Origin of the sequence: Rhizobacter sp. OV335, from assembly GCF_900142965.1 — a bacterium.
Classification (GTDB): domain Bacteria; phylum Pseudomonadota; class Gammaproteobacteria; order Burkholderiales; family Burkholderiaceae_C; genus Rhizobacter.
The window spans coordinates 67,723-87,045 of sequence record NZ_FRCQ01000016.1; the positions used below are offsets into that span (position 1 = coordinate 67,723).

The 19,323-nt window shown below is 71.0% G+C and carries 9 protein-coding genes; 1 reads left to right on the top strand and 8 read right to left on the bottom strand.

Features of this window, described 5'->3' with window-relative positions:
* Positions 1-5: 5 nt before the first annotated feature.
* Both BUE42_RS17565 and BUE42_RS17570 read right to left on the bottom strand, forming a co-directional pair.
* Complete coding sequence (locus BUE42_RS17565) at positions 6-1,220, bottom strand: fumarylacetoacetate hydrolase family protein (protein ID WP_073466537.1); 1,215 nt, start codon at positions 1,218-1,220, stop codon at positions 6-8.
* 87 nt (positions 1,221-1,307) lie between these two features.
* Positions 1,308-2,327, bottom strand: a complete 1,020-nt coding sequence (locus BUE42_RS17570; protein ID WP_143171579.1) for a TRAP transporter substrate-binding protein — start codon at positions 2,325-2,327, stop codon at positions 1,308-1,310.
* A gap of 148 nt (positions 2,328-2,475) precedes the next feature.
* Between BUE42_RS17570 and BUE42_RS17575 the strand changes: the two genes are divergently transcribed.
* Positions 2,476-3,441 carry a LysR family transcriptional regulator gene (locus tag BUE42_RS17575; RefSeq protein ID WP_073466610.1) on the top strand — a complete coding sequence of 322 codons (966 nt, stop codon included), beginning with the start codon at positions 2,476-2,478 and terminating at the stop codon, positions 3,439-3,441.
* Between the two features lie 126 nt (positions 3,442-3,567).
* Here the strand turns inward: BUE42_RS17575 and BUE42_RS17580 are convergent, their stop codons facing one another.
* From BUE42_RS17580 to BUE42_RS17605, 6 genes are all read right to left on the bottom strand, one after another.
* Positions 3,568-4,254 carry a hypothetical protein gene (locus BUE42_RS17580; RefSeq protein ID WP_073466541.1) on the bottom strand — a complete coding sequence of 229 codons (687 nt, stop codon included), beginning with the start codon at positions 4,252-4,254 and terminating at the stop codon, positions 3,568-3,570.
* Between the two features lie 282 nt (positions 4,255-4,536).
* Positions 4,537-7,053, bottom strand: coding sequence for a hypothetical protein (locus BUE42_RS17585; RefSeq protein WP_143171570.1), 2,517 nt, complete (start codon positions 7,051-7,053; stop codon positions 4,537-4,539).
* Positions 7,054-7,076: 23 nt separating this feature from the next.
* Positions 7,077-11,615 carry a hypothetical protein gene (locus BUE42_RS17590; RefSeq protein WP_073466543.1) on the bottom strand — a complete coding sequence of 1,513 codons (4,539 nt, stop codon included), beginning with the start codon at positions 11,613-11,615 and terminating at the stop codon, positions 7,077-7,079.
* Between the two features lie 18 nt (positions 11,616-11,633).
* The gene (locus tag BUE42_RS17595) at positions 11,634-14,432 is read right to left on the bottom strand and encodes a hypothetical protein (protein ID WP_073466545.1); all 2,799 of its coding nucleotides are present in this window, start codon (positions 14,430-14,432) and stop codon (positions 11,634-11,636) included.
* 9 nt (positions 14,433-14,441) lie between these two features.
* On the bottom strand, positions 14,442-17,885 hold the full coding sequence (locus BUE42_RS17600) for a DUF6603 domain-containing protein (protein ID WP_073466547.1): 3,444 nt from the start codon (positions 17,883-17,885) through the stop codon (positions 14,442-14,444).
* On the bottom strand, positions 17,882-19,228 hold the full coding sequence (locus tag BUE42_RS17605) for a serine hydrolase (protein WP_073466548.1): 1,347 nt from the start codon (positions 19,226-19,228) through the stop codon (positions 17,882-17,884). Before BUE42_RS17605 ends, BUE42_RS17600 begins: the two co-directional genes overlap by 4 nt.
* Positions 19,229-19,323: the final 95 nt, after the last annotated feature.

The window sequence follows — 19,323 nt, forward strand, 5'->3', positions numbered from 1 at the left end:
GGCCATCACAACCGGGCCCCCTGCAGCAGGCCGCGAGCGGCCAGGTTGCCGAAGAGCGCGCGCAGGCCGAAGCGCCAGGGCGGCGCGGCCTCGCAGTGCGTCACCCGGTTCTGCAAGCCGCCCAGCCAGTGGCTGTGGATGGTGACCACGTCGCCCAACTTGTGGGTGAAGCCGCCGCCCGGCTCATCGCGGTCTTCCGTGGGCGCGAACAGCGTGCCCAGGAACAGCATGAAGCCGTCGGGGTACTGGTGGCAGGCCGTCGTCTGCGCCACCAGGTCGACCGGGTCACGGCTGATGCTGGCCATGGTGTTGATGCCGCGCAGCGTGAAGCCGTCATCACCCACGACATGCAGGTGGACGGTCTCGCGGCGCAGCTGGTCCAGGCCGAAGCTGTCGTCGAACAATCGGATGAACGGGCCGATGGCACAGGACGCGTTGTTGTCCTTGGCCTTGCCGAGCAGCAGCGCGCTGCGGCCCTCGATGTCGCGCAGGTTGACATCGTTGCCAAGCGCGGCCCCGGCGATGCCGCCGCGGCTGTTGACGGCCAGCACCACCTCCGGCTCCGGGTTGTTCCATCGCGAATCGGCGCGGATGCCGATGTCCTGGCCGTGTCCCACCGCCGCGAGCACCGGGGCCTTGGTAAAGACCTCGGCATCGGGCCCGATGCCGACTTCCAGGTACTGCGACCACAGCTTCTGCTGCTGCAGGAGTTGCTTCAGCGCCTGCGCCTGCGGCGAGCCGGGGCGGATGTCGGCCAGGCTGGTGCCGATCAGCGCCAACACCTGGCTGCGCAGGCCCTGTGCACGGCTGGGGTCGCCACCCGCCTGCTCCTCGATCACGCGCTCGATCATGCTCGAGGCGAAGGTCACGCCAGCGGCCTTGACCACCTGCAGGTCGCACGGCGCCAACAGCCAGGGTGCCGAGTCGTCCCGGCGAGCGGAACCGCTGTTGTCGAGCAACCCCTCGACGCTGCAGAGCAACTCCCCGGGCACCGACCGAACGGCTTGCGCCGGCTGGGCCGTGTCGAGCAGCGTGCTCATGGTGGGGAAGTGCCGGCTCAGGTCGAAGACACCCTCCGGCCGCAGCACCACCACGGACGGGCCGGCCGGCGCGCCCGCGCGCCAGACACGCCCTACCAACGTGCCGGCCAGGCCGTCCTGTGGCAGCACGGTGTGCATGCCATCGGCGCGCACCGGCAGCGCCGTTGTCGTTGAACTCATTCTGGTTTCCTCGGCGTTGGCCGTGGTCGTGGCCGCGAGAGAGAAGCGTGGATGGAGGGTGGCTGCGCCGCCCCCACGAGGAACGGGCTACTTCGCGGCAGTCGTGCCGCCGCGCACCTTGGCCAGCTCACCGTTCAGCTCGGCCGTCGTGTCCTCGCCGAACTCCTTGCTGAACTTGGTCAGCACGGGCTGCAGCTTGGCCTGCATCTTCGCGTGTTCAGTCGGCGGCAGCTCGGTGACCTGCATGCCGGCCTTCTTGAGGTCGGCCAAGGCCGTCTCGGAAAATGCGCGGATGGTCTTGCGCTCATGCAACGTGGCGTCTCGGGCCGCGTCCTGAACGATCTTGCGTTCGTCGGCCGAGAGGCCGTCCCAGGTTTTCTTGGACAACAGCAGCACCCAGGCGCTGTACATGTGGCGCGACAGCACCATGTGCTTCTGCACCTCGTAGAACTTGCTGGCGAGGATGGTCGCTGCCGGGTTCTCCTGCCCATCCACCGCCGCCTGCTCCATCGCGGTGTACAGCTCCGTGAAGGGCATGGGGGTTGCGTTGGCACCCAAGGTGTTGAAGGTGTCCAGGAACAGCGGGCTCTGGATGACGCGCAGCTTCAGGCCAGCGAGGTCCTCCGCGCGCAGCACCGGGCGGCGCGAGTTGGTGACATGCCGGAAGCCGTTCTCCCAGAAGCCCAGACCAATCAGTCCCTTGTCCGGCAACGTGGCCAGCAGCTTCTGGCCGAAGGGTCCGTCCAGCACCGCATCGGCCTCCTTCTCGTTGTTGAAGGTCAAGGGCAGGTTCAGCACGCCGAAGGGCTTGATCAGCGACACCAGCGTGGAACTGTCGGGGATGGTCATCTCGAGCGTGCCGCCCCGCAGCGCGGACGTCATGCTGATGTCGTTGCCCAGCGAGCCACTGGTGAAGACCCTCGCCGTCATCTTGCCGCCGCTCTTGGCCGCCAGCTGGTCCGCGAAGTACTTGAGCCCCTTTGCCTGGGGGTGGTCTTCGCTCAGGCCGGTACCAACCTTGAACACGTGGTCCTTGACCTGTGCCGAAGCGGGGCCCGCCAGAGTGGCCAGCAATGCTGCGGCCACGCAAAGTGATTGCATTTTCATGATGTCTCCGAAAGGTTGTACGTCAGGCGCGCCCACCCTGCTGTGACGCGCCGGCCCTCTGTCGGGCGGTTCTTGATGGGGCTGAAGGCTAGGAGAGTCCCCGTTCACGGTCCACTGACTTTTTCGCTAGCATCCATTCCAAATGCTGATGAGTTCAGACAAGCCTTCTGGGAAACCCTTGGCGCTGGCGCAGGTCTCGCGACTGCGTTTCAGGCACCTGCAGTTCCTCGACATCCTCGGAAAGACGCGAAATCTGCGCCTGACGGCCGAGCAGATGCACATCACCCAGCCGGCCGCGACCAAGGTGTTGGTGGACATCGAGGAGATGCTGGAGTCGCGCCTGTTCGATCGGCTGCCGCGCGGCATGCGGCCGAATGAGCTGGGCCTCTTCACCTTGCGCTATGCGCACGCGGCCCTGGACGGCCATCGCAAGTTCGTCGACGAGTTCAGCACGCTCAAGCAGGGTGGCCATGGCCACTTGTCGATCGGCGCCATCTCGGGTTCGGCCGCACACCTGCTGATTGCCGCGGTTGCCGAGCTCCAGCGCCTGAGGCCGCTGCTCGTCGTGAAGGTGCTCGAGCAGAGCAGCGACCAGCTGATCACCTGGCTCGCCGAACGCAAGATCGACATCATGATCGGCCGCTTCACCGACGAGTCGCAGCGCGCCCAGTTCCAGTATGAGAAGCTCTCCGACGAGGGCCTGCAGATCACGGCGGGTGTGCACCACCCACTGCGCGGAAACCACGCACCTGGGTGGGTGGAACTGTCGCACTGGCCCTGGATCCTCTATCCGATGTCTACGGCGCTGCGCAGGGTGTCGGATGACATCTTCAGCAGCACCGGCCTGTCGCTCACCTCCGGGATCGTGGAGACCCCGTCATTCCTGTTCGCGCTGGAGCTCCTGCAGAGCACGAACATGCTGTCGCTGCAGCCCGCAGCGCTTGTCGACAAGTACGTGCGGCGTGGGCTTCTTACGCGCATCGCCTCAGAGCTTCCAGACCGCATGCCCGACTTCGGGATGATCACACTGCAAGGTGAGCAGCCCAGCACCTCAGTGCAGGCCTTCATGTACGTCATCCGCACCCTCGCAGGCCAGGCTGCAGACAGCGTGTAGGGCGCGGCCTCGAGGTCCGGGTGCGATCTCAGGCCACGCGGTCGCGCGTCTTCTCGCCGTTCACCAGTCGCTCGATGCCCAACGGGTTCTCGTTCTCCAGTGCATCCGGCAGCAGCGCATCCGCCATCATTTGGTGACCATCCGCCAGAGGCCGTCGCCGGTGGCGCCCACAAGCAGCAGGCTGTGTCCGGCGTCGTACGTCATGCTGGCAATGCGTTTGGGGTTGTTGGTGGGAAGCGGGAATGCAGTCCATGCGCTGGTGTTGTTTTCGAACGTGACCTGCATCTTGGGGTTGTTGTCGTCCCAGGCCGTGAAGATGCGCACGCCATCTCCGGCGATCACGTCTCCACTGGGCGCGCCGTGAGCGGGTGTCCAGTCGCGCCAGTTCTTCGTGCGATTCATGCCGCGGATGCCGGGCAGGTAGGTGTAGCCGTCCTTGGCGGTGTAGGGCACGGAGTACCCATCGATTCCGAGCGAAGACCAGTTCTTGCCGCCGTCATTCGTGTAATACATCCCGTCCAGCCAGGTGCGGAACACGAGCTCCTTCGCATTGAGCACGATGGGGCTGGCTCTCTCGGCCCAGCCCTGGAGTTGTGGCGGGCCCTTGATCGCATTCCAGGTCGTGCCCCCGTTGAAAGTCTCCATCAAGCAGATCGGTGCGAACTCGTGTGCGCAGTTGTCGTGGATCGAGGCAACGATGTGCAGGTGGTCGGTCGGGTCGATTGACAGTCCCTGAAAAAACGGATTCGGCGCTGCGTAGGCAATCGCCGGCTGGTTGGCGAAGGTGGAGAACCAGTCGACACCGCCGTTCACCGATTTCAGCAGACCGATGTCCGGGCCATAGAGGCTACCGGCGTAGACGATGTTCGATAACCGGCGACTGCAGGAACAGCTGACCTCTCAGCGCGAGCAAATGCTCCAAGCTTCAGCTCAGGCCCAAGCCACCAGAGATCTGCTGGATCAGTTCAGGCCCAACGCAGGCACGATCCGAACCAAGAAGCCGAAGACCATCCGAGCGACGCCTTGAGTCGGCCCACACGGATCTCTTCGCTCGTGGTCGGCGGCATGGTCGCTGCGCCGCTGCTGTCGACGTGGTCATTCCTGCCGCCTGGCATCCACTGCGTCGAAGGTGAGCCCGCTCGACCCTTCGCCCTGGCCCACGCGGTTGCGCAGTGAGGTCCACAGCCAAGTCGAGCCGTCCGACCAGCGCGTCAGCCGGCGCTGGCGCGTCACGCGGGTGCCCTCGCGCGGCACCTCTTCGTCGTACAGCAGCAGCGGCGTGGCAGCGTTCAGCACCTCGCCGACCGAGCTGTGCACCGTCCTCGTGCCGTCGGGCTGCAGCACCGCGCCTTTTTGCAAGCGCGAGATTACCTGCGCCGGGTTGTTCGGGAACAGCGGGTTCGGCTGCTCCACCGGCAGTAGGGGCACCCAATTGAAGGGCACGGTGGTGGACAGCCGGTAGTGCGGCCACGCGCTGGTCGGGGCGACGACCGGCGGCGTCGCGTCGGCCGCCTCGTCGCGCTGCGCCGGCTGCTCGATCGGGTTCTCGACGCTGCGCTCGACCGCCCAGGCGAGGTTGGCCATTTCGTCGCGCATGAACAGCACCTCTTCGAGCGGCCCGCTGTCGAGGCTGCGGCCCAGCGATGACGGCAGGAAGAAGCGGTTCACTGCGGTCTTCAGCGCCGAGCCGGCCGGCGGCTGCGCGTAGCTCGGCTGCCACATCGAGAAGTACGGCGGCGGCAGCGCCGCGTCGCCGATCGCTCGCACCAGGCTGCGCACGCCGAAGGTGTCGGTCACGACGAGCGACTCGACGCGCGTGACCGAGCCGACCGGCAGCGTCAGCGGCACCGCGAACCAGTCGTTACCGTAGCTGCTGGCGTACTCGATCATCATCAGGTGGGCCAAGTCGGTGGGCCCCACCGGCACCAGCCCGTAGGCGACCTGGCTGTCTTCCATCTCCCAGAAGCGCGGTGCCGGCGCACCGCGGAAGCTCACCGGTGCCGGGATCGTCGTCTCGACCACCGGCGCGAAGGCTGGCGACGCCGCGGTGCCCAGTGCCGCCTGCGCATGCACGTCGAAGCTCGCCCAGTCGACCGGGCTGCCGTCGAGTTCTGCGGCCACGTAGGTGATGTCGTCCTGCGCAGCGGCGGACAGGCGCGTGCCCACCGCCATCGCGTACTCCAGCCGCGACGGCAGCCAGGCATCGCCCGACGCGGAAGTGGGCTCGCTGCACACGGCGTCGTACCACGCAAGCCACGCCGTCGCGGCAGCCTGCACCTTGGGCTGGTCGACCGCGACGATGGCCAGCAGCGGGTCCGCCGCCAGCAGCGCCGCGCCGCCGGCGCTGCGCAGGCGGACGGCGAGCACGCGGCCGTCGGGCGCGCGGCCCTGCATGCTGTCGAGGTAGCGGCGCGTGGCCTCGTCGGTGGTCGCGCCGTCGGGTGGGCGCTGCAGCGCGAGCCGCGCGATGAAGGCGCTGCGGTAGTTCTTGCTCGGCGCCTGCAACTCCAGCATGCGCAGGAAGTGCAGGCCGGCCTCGACCGCCAGGCTCAGCATGCGGGTATCGCCGGCATCGGCCGGGCGCATGGCCCGCCGCTCGGCGATCACCTCCAGCGGCGTGCGTGCCGGGTCGTAGGGCGTGCCGGCCACGCTCACGGCGGCCGAACTCGGCGTGGCCGGCCGCGGCAGTTCGCCGACGAAGCTGCGCGTCAGCATGGCGTTGGTGGCGCGCACGCGGGCCATCGCCGGCGTGCCGGCATCCTCGCCCTGGAATTCGCCCATCTGCCACTGGCGCGTCATCAACCACAGCGGGTCGAACACGCGCGCGCTGGCGCTGATGCCGATGTCGGCACCGTTGCTCTGCGGCTCCAGCCGCGTCCAGCTGGTGACCGACGAACTGGTCGGCGCGCCGCTGAGCGTGGTGCGCCCGCCCGGCGGCACGACGATCGGCGTCTTCGGCTGCACGACGATCGGCTTGGCGATGCTCGACGCCGTGCCGAAGCGGTCGATGGCGTTGACCCGCAGCAGGTGCTGGCCCGGAGGCACCGGCAGCGAGACGCTCCAGTTCCCGTAGTTGTTGCCGTTGTCGACCACCGACAGCGGGCCCTCGACCCAGCCGTCGACGGCGTACTGCACCGTCAGGATGGGCGCGTCGATGCCGACGGCCGTGCCGCTGAAGTTCACGGTCTTGGGCAGCTCGTCGGTCACGATCGTCAGCGGTGAATCGGGCGGCGCGATCGTCAGCGCAGGGCCCACGGGCGGCGGCAGCACGACCGACACGCTGGCCGATCCGCCGACGTCCTCGATGTCCCACGAGCGGTCGGCCGGGATGAAGAACTTGAACGATGCCGAGGCCGACGCGGTGATCGTGATGGGCGTGCTCGGATGGATGCCGGCGGCCGGCGATCCGGTGCACACCCAGCTGGAGTCGGCGGTCACGGTGGCGGCCACCGTCGGCCCGTTGATGCCGAACGAGACCGACACGCTGGCATGGCCCACCAGCGTGTGGCCGCCGCTCGGGTGCAATGTGAGGCCGCCGCGGACCGTGATGCTGCGCGAGCCCACCGTGGTGTTGGGCCCGGGAGAGGTGATGGTGACTGTCAAGGTGGACATGATCGATCCGTGCTGGAAGCGGCTCAGGCCGCGGGAACCGTCAGCGGCTTGAAATCGGTCGACACCGCGTGGTCGACCGGGTTGAAGGCGAGGTACAGGCCGGGCAGGTGCTGCGCGGCCGCGCCGAGCGCGCCGGTGTCGACTGCGCGCAGCTTGGACAGGTCCAGTGTTTCCACCAGCACGCGGCGCAGCGTCTCGGTGGTCCAGTCCTGCCCCGGCACCGGCGGCACGGCGATCAGCACGCACTGCGGCGCAGCCGCGTTCGGCGTGTCGTACTGGAAGGCGAGGCCGGTAGTCTCGCGCGTGGCGGGCACCACCTCCACCCATTCGTCGACCAGCAGGCCGGTCAGCACCTGCGCCGGTGCGACCGGGCCGACGGTGTGGACCACCAGCGACAGCTTGCTGGGCGGCAGCGTCGCGCCGTCCGGCACCGGCAGGCCGACCCAGCGTTCGCCGTTGACCCACGGCAACTGCGCCACGCTGAGCGCGAGCCGCGCCGGCGCGCCGAGCACCTCGGCGCGCTGCAGGCAGGCGCCCAGCCGGGCGACGCCGTCGCGCACGCGCTCGCTGCGCGCGAACCAGGTGTTGGCGGCCAGCGCATCGCCGCCCTGGGCCTGGGTGCTGCCGGCCAGCGCGCTGGCCATCTCGGCGGCTCCCGCCGCGGCCAGGCTGAAGCGCGGCAGCACCACGAACGAATTGCCGAACACCGCGCGCAGGCGTTCCACCAGCTGGTCGCGTCGCGCCCGCGGATCGGCCGCCACCGGTTGAGAGCGCAGCGCCAGGAAGCGGTCCATGCGCACGCCGCTCAGCTTGAGCAGGGCACGCGCCTGGTTCGACAGCGCCGCGATCGCGGCCGGGTCTTCGCCGGTCACACTCACCGGCACGGCCGGGTCGAGGCCGAAGGCGCCCAGCTTCACCAGGCCGGCGCGCAGCTGTTCGGCCGTGGTGGCCGACTTGCCCAGCAGCGTGTCCAGCCCCTTGTGGGCGGCGTTCAGCGCGTTCTCGGCCTGCACCGCGCGGCTCTCCAGGTCGACCAGGTCGACGCTGCCCTGGCCGCTGCGCTCCGGCGGGTTCAGGTCCTCGGGATCGGCGCCGCGTGCCACGCTGAGCAGGCGACGCACGCTGCGCGCCTGCTCCAGCAGGTCGAACAGCGTGATCTCGCCGGCCGCCAGGTCGATCGGCCGCGCATGTTGCAGCCGCAGTTCAGCCTGCGCGTCGAAGCCGCCGGGCTTGCGCCGCACGTAGTACAGCAGCTGCTGCTCGATCACGCTGAGCGCCGCGGGCTGGCCTGCAGCGGGCGTCGCGACGCTGTTCGGCGCCTCGACGCCGTAGACCATGTCCAGCGCTGTGATCGACACCGTCGACAGCTCGCTCAGGGGGAGCCGGCGTGTCTCCACGACCTGTCCGGCGGCGTCCAGCCGCTCGATGGTGCAGCGCACCTTGGCCGCGTCGCCCAGCAGCTTGCCCACCCAGAAGTTCAGCAGCTTGTCGGCGCGCGAGCGCATGCCGGCGTCGCCGGCCTGCCAGCCGGGCGTGCCCAGGTTGGCGGTGCCGCTCATCAGCACCAGCAGGCGGTGCGTGAGCGCAGTGCCGGTGCGCGGCGTGCGCGTGACGTCCAGCTGCGGCGGCGGGGCATTGCCGTCGGCGATGGCCGCCAGCGTGCCGGCCAGCCGCGTGGTGTTGCCGCGCACCATCTGGTAGGCCGTCTCGGCGGTCAGCGCGTCGCCCAGGCCGTCGATGCTGTCGCCGATCCGGTCGAGCAGCGCGCTCAGCGCGGCGAGTTCGCCGGCGCTCGGCGCCAGCGCCGTCAGCACGTTGAGCACCGTCGCGCGCTCTTCCTTCCAGCGCCGGCTCAGCACCTGGCCGTCGACCACGTTGGCGGCCGCGATGGTCTCCAGCGGCGCGCTGCTGCCGGATGCGGGCCGCGCCACCAGCGGCGCCAGGCGGCGCAGCGGCGCGATGAAGCGGTCCAGGTGCAGGCCGGCGTCAACCACCGTGTCGTGCAACGCGCGCTCGAAGCGGTAGCCGAGCAGCGCACCCAGCGGCTGGCCCTGGCGCATGCCGTCGAGCAGCCGGTTGGCCTCTCGCACGCGGCGCGACGAGAGGTCGATGGCGAACGGCCCGTCGGCCGCCGGCACGCCGGTGGTGCCCAGCTGCGCATTGCGCAGCAGCGCGGCGGTGGCCGCATGCGTCAGCGACGGAGCGTGGATGAAGCCGCTGTCGTTGGCTGCCGTCTGCAGCGGGCCGGGCTCGCCGGCGGGCAGCACGCTCACCGCCTTCACGTTGGCCGCCGGCATCGGCCGCAGGTTCTCGACCCAGCCGTAGGCGCCGACGGTCTGGCCTTCGGTGTGCATGGCCGCGAGGCGCTTGGTGGCGACCGAGGTCACCCAGGCATCGAGCCGGTGGCCGGACAGGTCCAGCGTGCCCTGCATCAGGTGCTGCAGCGCTTCGCTGTCCAGGTCCTTCAGCCGGCCGAGCGCGAGGCGCATGCCGCGCAGAGCGGCGAGCCCCGACGCGTCGAAGTCCGTCTGTGCGTCCAGGAAGGCGCGCAGCGTGCCGCTGCCTTGCGGGCTGTCGAGCAGGCGCAGGCTGTGCGGCGTGGCGGCCGCGCCGGCCACCAGGTCGATCAGCTCGGCGTCGCGCAGCAACGGGCCCGGGTCCGCGCCGGTGGCGGCGGCCTGCAGCTGGGCCGCGGCCTGCACGATCTCGCGCAGCAGCGCATGGCGCAGCAGGGTCTGCAGCAGGCTGAAGCCGGCGCCGTCGCCTTGCGGGTCCGGGCGCATCGCGGTCAACGCATCGATCTTCGCGGCCAGCAGGTCGGCGATGTAGTTGGGCGCCAGCGGCGCCCACGGCGAAACCTCGCCGGCCTGCACCAGCGGCACGTTGACGCGGAAGTTCCAGTTCGCGTTCCACAGGTGCGCCGAGCGCGGGCGCCACACCAGGCCCAGCCGCTGCAGCAGGCTGGCCTGCGCCGGGTCGCTGTCGGCGATGCTGGAGGCCACCAGCCGGTACAGGTGCGACAGGAAATGCCGGCCGAAGACGCTGCGCGCGCCGTAGGCGTTGGACAGCGCATCGGTGCGCATCACGTCGACCAGGTCGGCGTCCGGGTCGGGCGGCGCCTGGCGGCTGCCGATGCGCGCCGCCGATGCGGCGGCGGGGCGCCACACCTGGTCGCGCAGCGTGACCAGCATGCCCTTGAGCCAGCTGTCCTGCGCGGTGACGGCCTCGCCCGCGCCGGGCTGCCACAGGTCGAGCGAGGTCACGGGCAACAGGCCGTAGGGCTGCGGCCCGCAGCTCAGCGTGGGGAAGGGGCCGAAGCAGCGCACGTGGTCGGTGAAATGCGTGCGCGCCCAGGTGATGTCCGGCGTGGTGAGACCGGACTCGCTGCCCATCATGTTGCCGAGGAAGTAGCCCCAGCCGACCTGCCACAGTGCGGTGTTCATGCAGCGCATGTCGGTGTCGTCGTGGGCCATGCCGCGGTCGATGCGCGCGAGCGTCGGCTCGATGCGGTCGAACGGCAGGCCGAGCGCGGTGCCCACCCGCAGGGCGTTGCTGGGCACGGGACTGGCGATGGCGGCGGTGCTCTGCGTCTGCAGCGCGAAGCTGCGCTGCTGGCCGGGATCCTTGCTGCTGTAGCCGGTGCGCCGGTCGTCCGAGTTGTTGGTCGGGGTGCCCGGGCGCAGGAAGGCCAGGCCGTCGGTGTAGTGGTGTGCATCCAGCAGGTCGGCCAGCTGGCGGGCGCTGTCGGCAACGCTCAGCGAGCCGGCCACGCCGAACACCACCAGGCTGTCGAGTCCGGCCGCCAGCATGGCCGGCGTGACCGTGATGCGCAGCGCCATGCCGAGCTGCTCGGCGGCGCTGAAGTCGACCATCCAGTTCATCCCGGGGTCGATGGCGAGCTTCTCGCCCGCCTTGACGGCGGCCTCGGTCGCCGCGTCCATCGGCACGGCGTGCGGGTCGGGGTCGGGCCCGACCGCCAGCGAGCCGTGGATGTCGGCGCCGCTGACGCTCGCCACCACGCGGCCGCCCGAATGCAGCACCGCCATGAAGCGGTCCGGCAGCAGGCGGGCCTGCGGTGGGTGGCGCCAGGTGGCGTCGCTCGTGGCCAGCGCAATGACCGGGAACAGCGGTGGCGTCGCGAGCGCCTGGCCGGCCGGCGTGGGCGCAGCCGGGCGCTGCGCCGCGTTGGTGGGCTGCAGCACGCGGGCGATCCACGCGGCGCGGGCCGCACCGACGCGGTCGGCGATCTGCCGCCACGCATCGGCGCGGGCCGCGTCCGCGTCGCCGGCCGACCAGTCCTGCACCCAGTAGTGCCGGCCCCAGGTCTGCTCGTCGGCGGTGAGGTCGCGCTCGTGGGTGTCGATGTGGATCTTGTCGGGGTACACGCGCACGCGCAGTTCGGTGCTGCCGTCGGCCTGCGGGAAGAAACGCGTCTCCAGCCGCACCGGCAGCAGCACCAGCGGCACGTCGCTGCGGCACAGCACGGCGGGCGGCGGGCCGTTGTCCGGCGCGGCGGGAGCGGCGGGGATCGCGAGGCTGCTGTCGAAGAGATCTTTGCTCATGGGTCGGAGTCCGTCAGGTCAGGAGGAGGACAGGAGTTGCGAGGCGCGCAGCAGCACGCGCACCGGCTGGCGCCGCGTCAGCCCGGCCACGTGGGCGGCGTTGCGGCCCCAGCTGTAGCCGGGCTGGGCCGGGATGCCGTCCGGCAGCGTGCTGCCGATCGGCAGGTGGGTGAGGCCGGGCGGCTGGCGCCCGTCGTCCAGGCCGAAGCGCGGCTCCGTCGGGTGCTCCTGGAACACGACGTAGTAGCCGGTGCTGCTGCCATTGCCCGTGACCACGGACGACGCCAGCGGAAAGCCGAAGAAGGCGAGGTCCGGGTCCAGCGCGCCGTTGAAGATCGGGAACACCTCCGGCGTGGAGGGCGTGACCGCGCCGACCGGCGTCAGGTAGATCAGCGCGTTCGGGTAGCGGCGCAGCAGGCTGCTGCGCAACAGCAGTACGAACTCGTCGGCGGGCGCGCCGGGCGGCGGGCTGCCGAGCAGGCGTGTCGGCCGGTTGCGCAGGTCGTCGATGTCCACGCCCGCGGGGTTGCCGGCGTCCTGGCCCCAGAAGTTGCGGAAGCAGGTGCCCTGCTGGTCGGTGGGGAAGCCGCGCCACAGCAGCTCGCGGCCCATCTCGACGTTCAGACCGACCATGTAGGCCTCGACGAACGCGCGATTGGTGCGCAGGCCCAGCACGGTCTCCGGCTTCACCGCGTCGAGGCCGGGCAGCAGCAGCTCCTGGCCGAGTTCCTTCAGCGGCTCGTACATCGGCTGCGCGAAGCGGGGCGTCATCATCACCGTCTCCACGCCCACCGGCGCCACGCCGGCGGCGGCGGCCGGCAGCACGCGGCTGGCGTCGGTGGCCACCACGGCCTGGGCCAGCTTCTTCAGCGCCGCCCGCGGGTGCATCTGCGCAAGCACCAGGTCGGCGGCCTGGTCGAGCGTCAGGTGCGGCTTGATCGCCACCGCCTGCGGCAGGCGGATGCGCGCCAGGTGCTCGACGGCCGCGGCGCGGAAGCGGCCCGGCCAGTCCCACGAGACCGGCAGCAGGTCGACCGGCGGCAGCGCCGCGAGGGCCTGGTTCTCGGGCGCCACCTGGAAGCCGCGGTTCCACAGCACGGCCGTCACGTCGGCCACGGACGGCAGCGCGGGCAGCGGCGCGTAGACCGGCGCAGGGGGCGGCATCTTCGGGGCGACCATGCCGCCCTCGTTGAGCCGCGAGACCCAGGTGTAGACCGGCGAACGCACGAAGCCTTGCGCGAGGATGCGGCGCGTCAGCGGCCCGCGCTGCCGGCCGACGCGGCGCATCGCGGTACGCACTGCAGGTACCGGCAGCGGCGAGTCCATCATCTGCGCGTAGAGCGTGCGGCCGAGCGAGGGCGGTGCAGCGGCGGCACGCGACTGCAGCGCGGCGACCGGCATGCGGATGCGGGCCATCGCCGGTGCCGCGATGCGCAGCATGCGCTCGGTGGTCGCCGGCGTCGCGAGCCGCGCCAGGTGCCGCGCGTGCAGGCTCTCGCCGACCGCGAGGCTCATCTGCAGCTGGCGCAGGCGCTGGTTCACGGGCTGCATCTGCGCGGCCTGCTCCCAGGCCGAGGCCATCAGCGCCTCCTGGTGCTGGCGAATCACCTGCGTTCCGATGCCGGCGGCCATGCGCCAGCGCGGGTCGAGGTTCAGCGTGTCGAGCCAGTTCGCGGCGCCGGGTGCGACGGTGTTGCGGCCGGCGTACCAGCGACCGTACAGCGGCGGCGCGAGCAGCGGCTGGTCGCGCGGGTGCAGCGCCGGCTGGTTGACGATGTCGGCCAGCGCCTTCTCGAAGCGGGGGGCCGCCGCATCGGCCCACAGCACCGGCGCGGCGGTGGCGCCGACCGGCTGCAGGGCCCCTTCGACCTGCACCAGCACCGGCGCCTCGGCCGGCGTGTCCGCGGGCAGGTCGGCGGGCCAGTCGAAGCCCGGGTGGCGGATGTCCACGCTGCGCTGGCCGAGGCCGGGCGGCACCACGTGGGTGAGGCGGGTGGCCAGCGCGACGAAGTCGCCGCCCGGCCCGGTGCGAAAGCGCCATGAGTGGTAGACGGGCAACTGCAACGTCCGCAGCGGCGACACCGGGGCCACGCTCCACGCCGGCGCCAGTGCGTTGGCGGCGGCGATCTCGGCGTCGGTCACCGGCTGGCCCAGCCCGACCCGGCGGCCGAGGTCGAAGGTCGGCACCACGCAGGCGATGTAGTCGGTGTCCGGCGTCAGCAGGCGCGGGCACACCAGACGCGACAGTGCGAGCTCGGGCGCGCCTTCCAGCGCCGCGCGCATCGCGCCTTCGGTGGCGTCGCCGGAGGCGGCCTGCGCATGCGCCCAGGCCCAGCTGTCGGCCAGGTCGGGCAGCTCGGCGAAGTACCGGGCCGGCGGCGCGATCGTCAGCGTGGGCAGCGGCGTGCCGGGCGTGCTGTCGAGCGCGACGCCTTCCTGCTGGCGCACGACCACCAGACACAGCCACGGGCGCAGCTTCGAGGCCTGGGCCGGGTTGGCCGCCGCGGGCGTGAACAGCCAGGGGAAATCGGCCCTGTCGAACTCGATGGTCGGGAAGAAGTTCGACTCGAAGTCGGTGCTGTTCGCCCGCGGTTCGGTGCGCACGACCTGGTGGGCGTCGATGCCGACGACATCGGCCGGACCGCGCAGGCGTATCGTGGTATCGGGCACCACGGCCTGACCGTTGACCGCGAGCGTGAGCTTCAACTGCACGGCGCCGGGCATCGCCCCCAGCGAATCGGCGTTGCCGATGGCGGCAGCGACACCCTGGCGGACCCAGGGCAGGAAACTCAGGTGGGCTTCTGGAACGTCGGGCATGGCATGGCCTCAGGCGAGGAGTTCATGGGCGGGCAGGAGCTGGTAAAGCGCCTTGCCGCGGTTGAGGGTGGAGAGGGCGGCGTGCTGCTCGCTCCAGGTGGCGGCACCGGCGAGCGCGGGCAGCGCTGTGCCGCCGGTGTTCGCGGCGATGCGCCACTGGGGGGCCTGCAGCGTCGCCGCCGGTGCAGCGACGCTGCTGCGGAAGCGGGCCCGCCCGACCTGGCGCACCGGCGCGCGCGCGGCCGAGCCGCTGCGGCTGAAGGCCGGCAGTTGCGCGGCGGGCAGCACATAGGGCGCGGACACGGCGGCCTCGCCGACCACGACGGTGCGGTAGCCGAGCGTCGCGGCCACGCTCTGCGGCGCATCGATCAGCAGGGCGGTGCTGCCGAAGACGCAGCCGGCATCCATCGTCTCGAAGGCGGGCGCGGCGAGCCGCTGGTCGTCGGTCATCGTGAAGTACTGGGCCGGCGCGAAGGCCGCCGCCCGGGCCGTGCTGGCGAGCGGCGCGCCATTCATCGAGGCCGTCACCGCGAAGCGCCGTGCCCCCAGCACCGGCGCTCCACCGAAGGTGTCGATGTCGCGCGCCGTGTTCAGCGGCACCACCTGCTGCGTGACCGACAGCCGGCCCAGCGGGTCCAGCACCAGCGCGCTCGACGGCGGCAGGCTGCGCAGCGCGACACCATGCGGATGGTCGGCGCTGCGCTCGATGCGCCACGCGCTCGGCGCCACCAGGGCCTGCTTCAACTGGGCAAGCACGTCCACCGCGTCGGGCAGTGGAGGCGGCTCGCCGCTGACCAGCGTGGCATCGAAGTGCACCGAGAAGTGGAACCAGAAGATCTTGAAGCTGGCCTTGCCGCTCAGGCGCAGCGGACGTGGCCCCTCCAGCTCGCCGGCCAGCTCGACCATGAACAGGTTGTACGAGCCGCGCTTGAGCTGCAGCCTGGCGTGGTAGTCGGCGATGAAGTGCAGCGGCGCCAGTTGCACCAGCACGTCGAAGCCGACATCGCCCTCGACGCTGAAGCCCGCGGCGCTGGCATACAGCGACGCATGCGCACCGAACTGCACCGTGTTCGACGTGATCGCGAAGTAGGCGTCGCACACCAGGCGCGGGTTGTTGCCCGAGCTGAGCGCGATGGCCACGCGGTCCAGCGCGGGGAAGCCCGCGGGCGGTGCGAAGTGCGGGTTCAGCCCGCCCACGGCCAGCACGAAGCTCGGGCCGGAGGCGAAGCCCGCGCGCAGCGCGGCCGACCCGGTGATCGCGAACTTGTGCGCCAGCCGCGAGTCGACGAGCACCGCATCGACCGCGGCCGTGCCGGCATCGAAGTCGATGACGCCCATCGCTTCCATGTTCAGGCGCACGAGGTCGTTGGCCGCCGACGGCAGCAACGCGCTGATGCGCCCGAGCGCAAGCAGCCGGGTGCGCGAGCCGAACTCCAGGATCAGCGCCAGGTCCATCAGCACCAGCGTCGGCGTGAACCAGCCGATGCGCGCCAGCAGCCCCAGCAGGTAGCTGCCCCGGCGGGCCGGGAAGGCGGCCGCCAGCGAGCGGATCAGCGCCGGTGCATTGCCCACCGGATCGCGCGGGAACAGCAGCGTGGCCAGCGTGCCGTTCCTGAGGCCCTGGCGCATCACGTCCTGGTCGAAGCTGCGGTTCACGCCCACCATGCCGCCGATGCCCAGCAGCGTGAAGCCCAGGCCCAGCGGGATCGGCTGGAAGTCCTCGGCGGTGATGAACACCAGCAGCGAGTAGCCGCGGCTGCCGTCGGGCAGCCGCGTGGCGATCAGCCCGAAGGCCTTCAGCGTGATGCGCTCGTGCAGCGACAACTGCATCGCGCCGGCGTACAGGCCCTGCGCCTCGTCGTGGAACAGGAAGCCACCGCCCGTCAGCACGCCCTGCGCGTCGACCGTCAGGCCGATGCCGCTCGGGGGCTTGAAGCCGAGTCCGACGTCCAGCGGTCCGAGGTTGCCCACCGGCGGATCGGGGAAACGGGCTGCGAGCCGCAGGCCGGTTGCATCGGCCAGCACCCGCACCGGCCCGAGCCGCCCGCGCACCGACGCGCCCACATCGAGGTCCAGCCCCTGCGCGTTCGGTGTCAGGCCGAGCGTGACCGCATCGATGTCCAGCGGCCCCAGGCGCAGCCCGACCGGGAAGCGGCCTTGCAGCCCGCCCGAGCCGCTCAGGTGGAAACCGCTCAGGCTGGACAGGCGCAAGCCCACCGAGAATTCGGCCGAAATCCCGTCGGGCCCGAGCAGGCTGGCCATGAACGAATCGGTGTCGTCGGCCGACGGCTTCACCGCCAGGTGCAGCTTTTCGAGGCCCAGTTCGACGAACGCATCGAGCGCACCTGCCGACGCCACGCCGGCCGACAGCGTCACGCTGCGCATCGCCAGCCGGCTGCGGTCGGCCGCACCCAGCAGCACGCGCTCCGCGTCGCCCGCGGGCGGCGGCACGCGCAAGTCCAGCTGCAGGCGCGTCGGCGACGCAGCGGCGGGTGGATTGCGCAGGAAGCCCGCATCGACCTCCAGCGCGCGACCCGGCGCCCAGGTGAGCGCGAAGCCCTGCGCGAGGTCGGCGTCGCCGCTGATTGCCAGCGAGATCTGGCTGTCATCAGTGCTCGCCGTGCCGGCGCCGAGCGTCGCGAACGGCAGGACTGCGAGGGCCTCGCCGCGCTGGGCGGTGGCCGGTCGCAGCAGCAACTGCAGGCCGGCCTCGCTGCCGGCCTGCAGGCCCAGCGTCTCGTTGAAGTCCAGCCGGACACCCAGCGCTTGCGCCGGCCCTTGCGTGGATCCGGCAGATGCAAAGGCGAGCTGCCCGGGGTCGAGTTTGAAATAAGAGAGGTCCAGCCCGGCGCCTTCGATCACCGCCGCGATGTCGCCGAAGGCCTGGGCCCGCTGCGGCGCCGCCGAGATCCAGGCGTGGCTGTCGCGGAACCCGGCCACCGGGTCGGTGAGCAGCGCCCCCACGCGCGGCCAGTCGATGCGCCGCTGCGTGAAGGCCAGCCGCCGCCCGCTGGCAGGCTGCGCGACCAACTGCACGATGCCGGCCAGCTTGAGCCAGCGGCCGATCCGGTAGCGGCGCCCCAGCAGGTGCTCGACGATGACGTGGTTCAGCAGGTCGCGTGCGATGGTGGCCTTGAACGCGGCGATGTCCACGCTGTCGGGAAAGGCGCTGTCGGGCTGCGTGCCGATGGCCTGGAGGGCGTTCACCAGCGGCGCGATGGACGCGAGCAACCCGGCGCCCGAGCGCTCGCCGGGCTCCGCGGCCAGGGCATCCAGCAGGCCGGCACCAGCGGCCGCAAGGGCCTGCAGCGGGGCCGGAACCGAGGCGGTGGCCCAGCCCAGTTCGCGCAGCAGCGCGATGCAGGCGTCGGGCTCGTGCGCCGCCTCGACCAGCGGGGCCAGCGCCAGCACCACGTCGTCGATCAGCCCGCGCAGCAGTTCGGTGTCGTTCATAGCGTCAGCAAGGCGTTGTGGACGGCAATGCCCAGCGCCTCGCTCTTCTGCGAAGCGCCCAGCGCGGCGTCGGAAATGAGCCCGACGGCGACCACCGCGTACTTCATGACCGAGCGATGGGGCGCCGCGGGGGCGGGGTTCTGCAGCGTCTCCACGTAGACGAACTCGGCCACCAGCGGCGACTTGGCACCGTCCGACTTCTTGAGGATGCCGATCTTGTTGAGCTGCCGGGTGACCCGTGTGGCCGGGGTGCCTTTGATGCCGCCCAGTGTGTTCGACGGGTCCGCGCCGTCGACGAGAAAGCTGACGATCGCCTGGGCGCCGCCATCGGAGAGGTTGGTGCGGATGTCCTCGCAGGCATCCAGCCCGGCGACCAGTCCGCCGGCGTCGGCGAAGGCGTCGGTCATCAGCGCGGTCATGAAGGCGGCCAGCGCCGCGGCCGAGCCGGGCACCCACGACCTGTTGTCGGTGAAGCCGCCGGCGCCGTCGCGCCACCAGTCGTTGACCTTGATCGGGTCGACCCCAGTGAGCGGGCGCGGCGGCGAGGGCGGCGGCGGCTTGCGGCGGTCGGGGTAGGGCGCGTACCCGCTGGTCGGGTACAGGCTCATGCCGTGCGCCAGGTCCGCCAGCCCGTAGGAGCGCAGCACCGCCTTGATGTAGGGCACGCCGATCTCGGCCGCGCAGGCGGTGGCGGCCACGTTGTCCGACAGGCTGCCGGTGAGCCAGAAGCGTTCGGAGAAGGCGAAGGTCGAGGCCTTCTCCCATGTCAGCTCGCCGCCGGTGGCGGTCAGGCGGCTGGTGATGGCGGTCTTGTGGGCGGGCAGGTTGGCCTGCTTCGGATCGGGGCCGAAGAAATCCACCGGGTGCTTCGCGAAGTCGAAGATCTTCGAGATCTGCGGTGCAGCGGCCGGGTCGGCGATCTCCAGCATCTCGCTGCGCGGGCTCTTGCTGCGCGACCACAGCTTGCGGTTGCTGAACAGTGCATCGAACTCGGCCGGCGTCGAGACGATGTGCAGGTCAAGGATCTTGCGCACGTCCAGCCGCAGCTGCACTGCGGCCAGCATCATCGCGATCTTGCTGGCGCTGCCGATGCGAAACGGCAAGTCGCCGTTGTGCATCCAGACCAGCGGGTGCATCGGGTCCGCGGTGAAGTCGATCACGCCGATGCCGGCGGCCCCCAGGTCCGGGTCGGTGCCGATCCAGTCGAGCGCGGCGCTGAGCTTGGCGGCCGCGGGCGACCCGGTGCTCGTCACCGGCTTGGGCAGGCGCGTGGTCTTGCGATCGCGCATCACGAAGATGACATCGGCGATCTGGTCGAGCTGGGCATCGGTCGGCGTGGCCATGGGTCGGCGTGGAGGATGATGAGGCGTGGGGAAGGTCTTTTGCGGCTGTCCTGGGTGAAATCGGAAAGCACGGACATTTACTGCCACGATCCCCT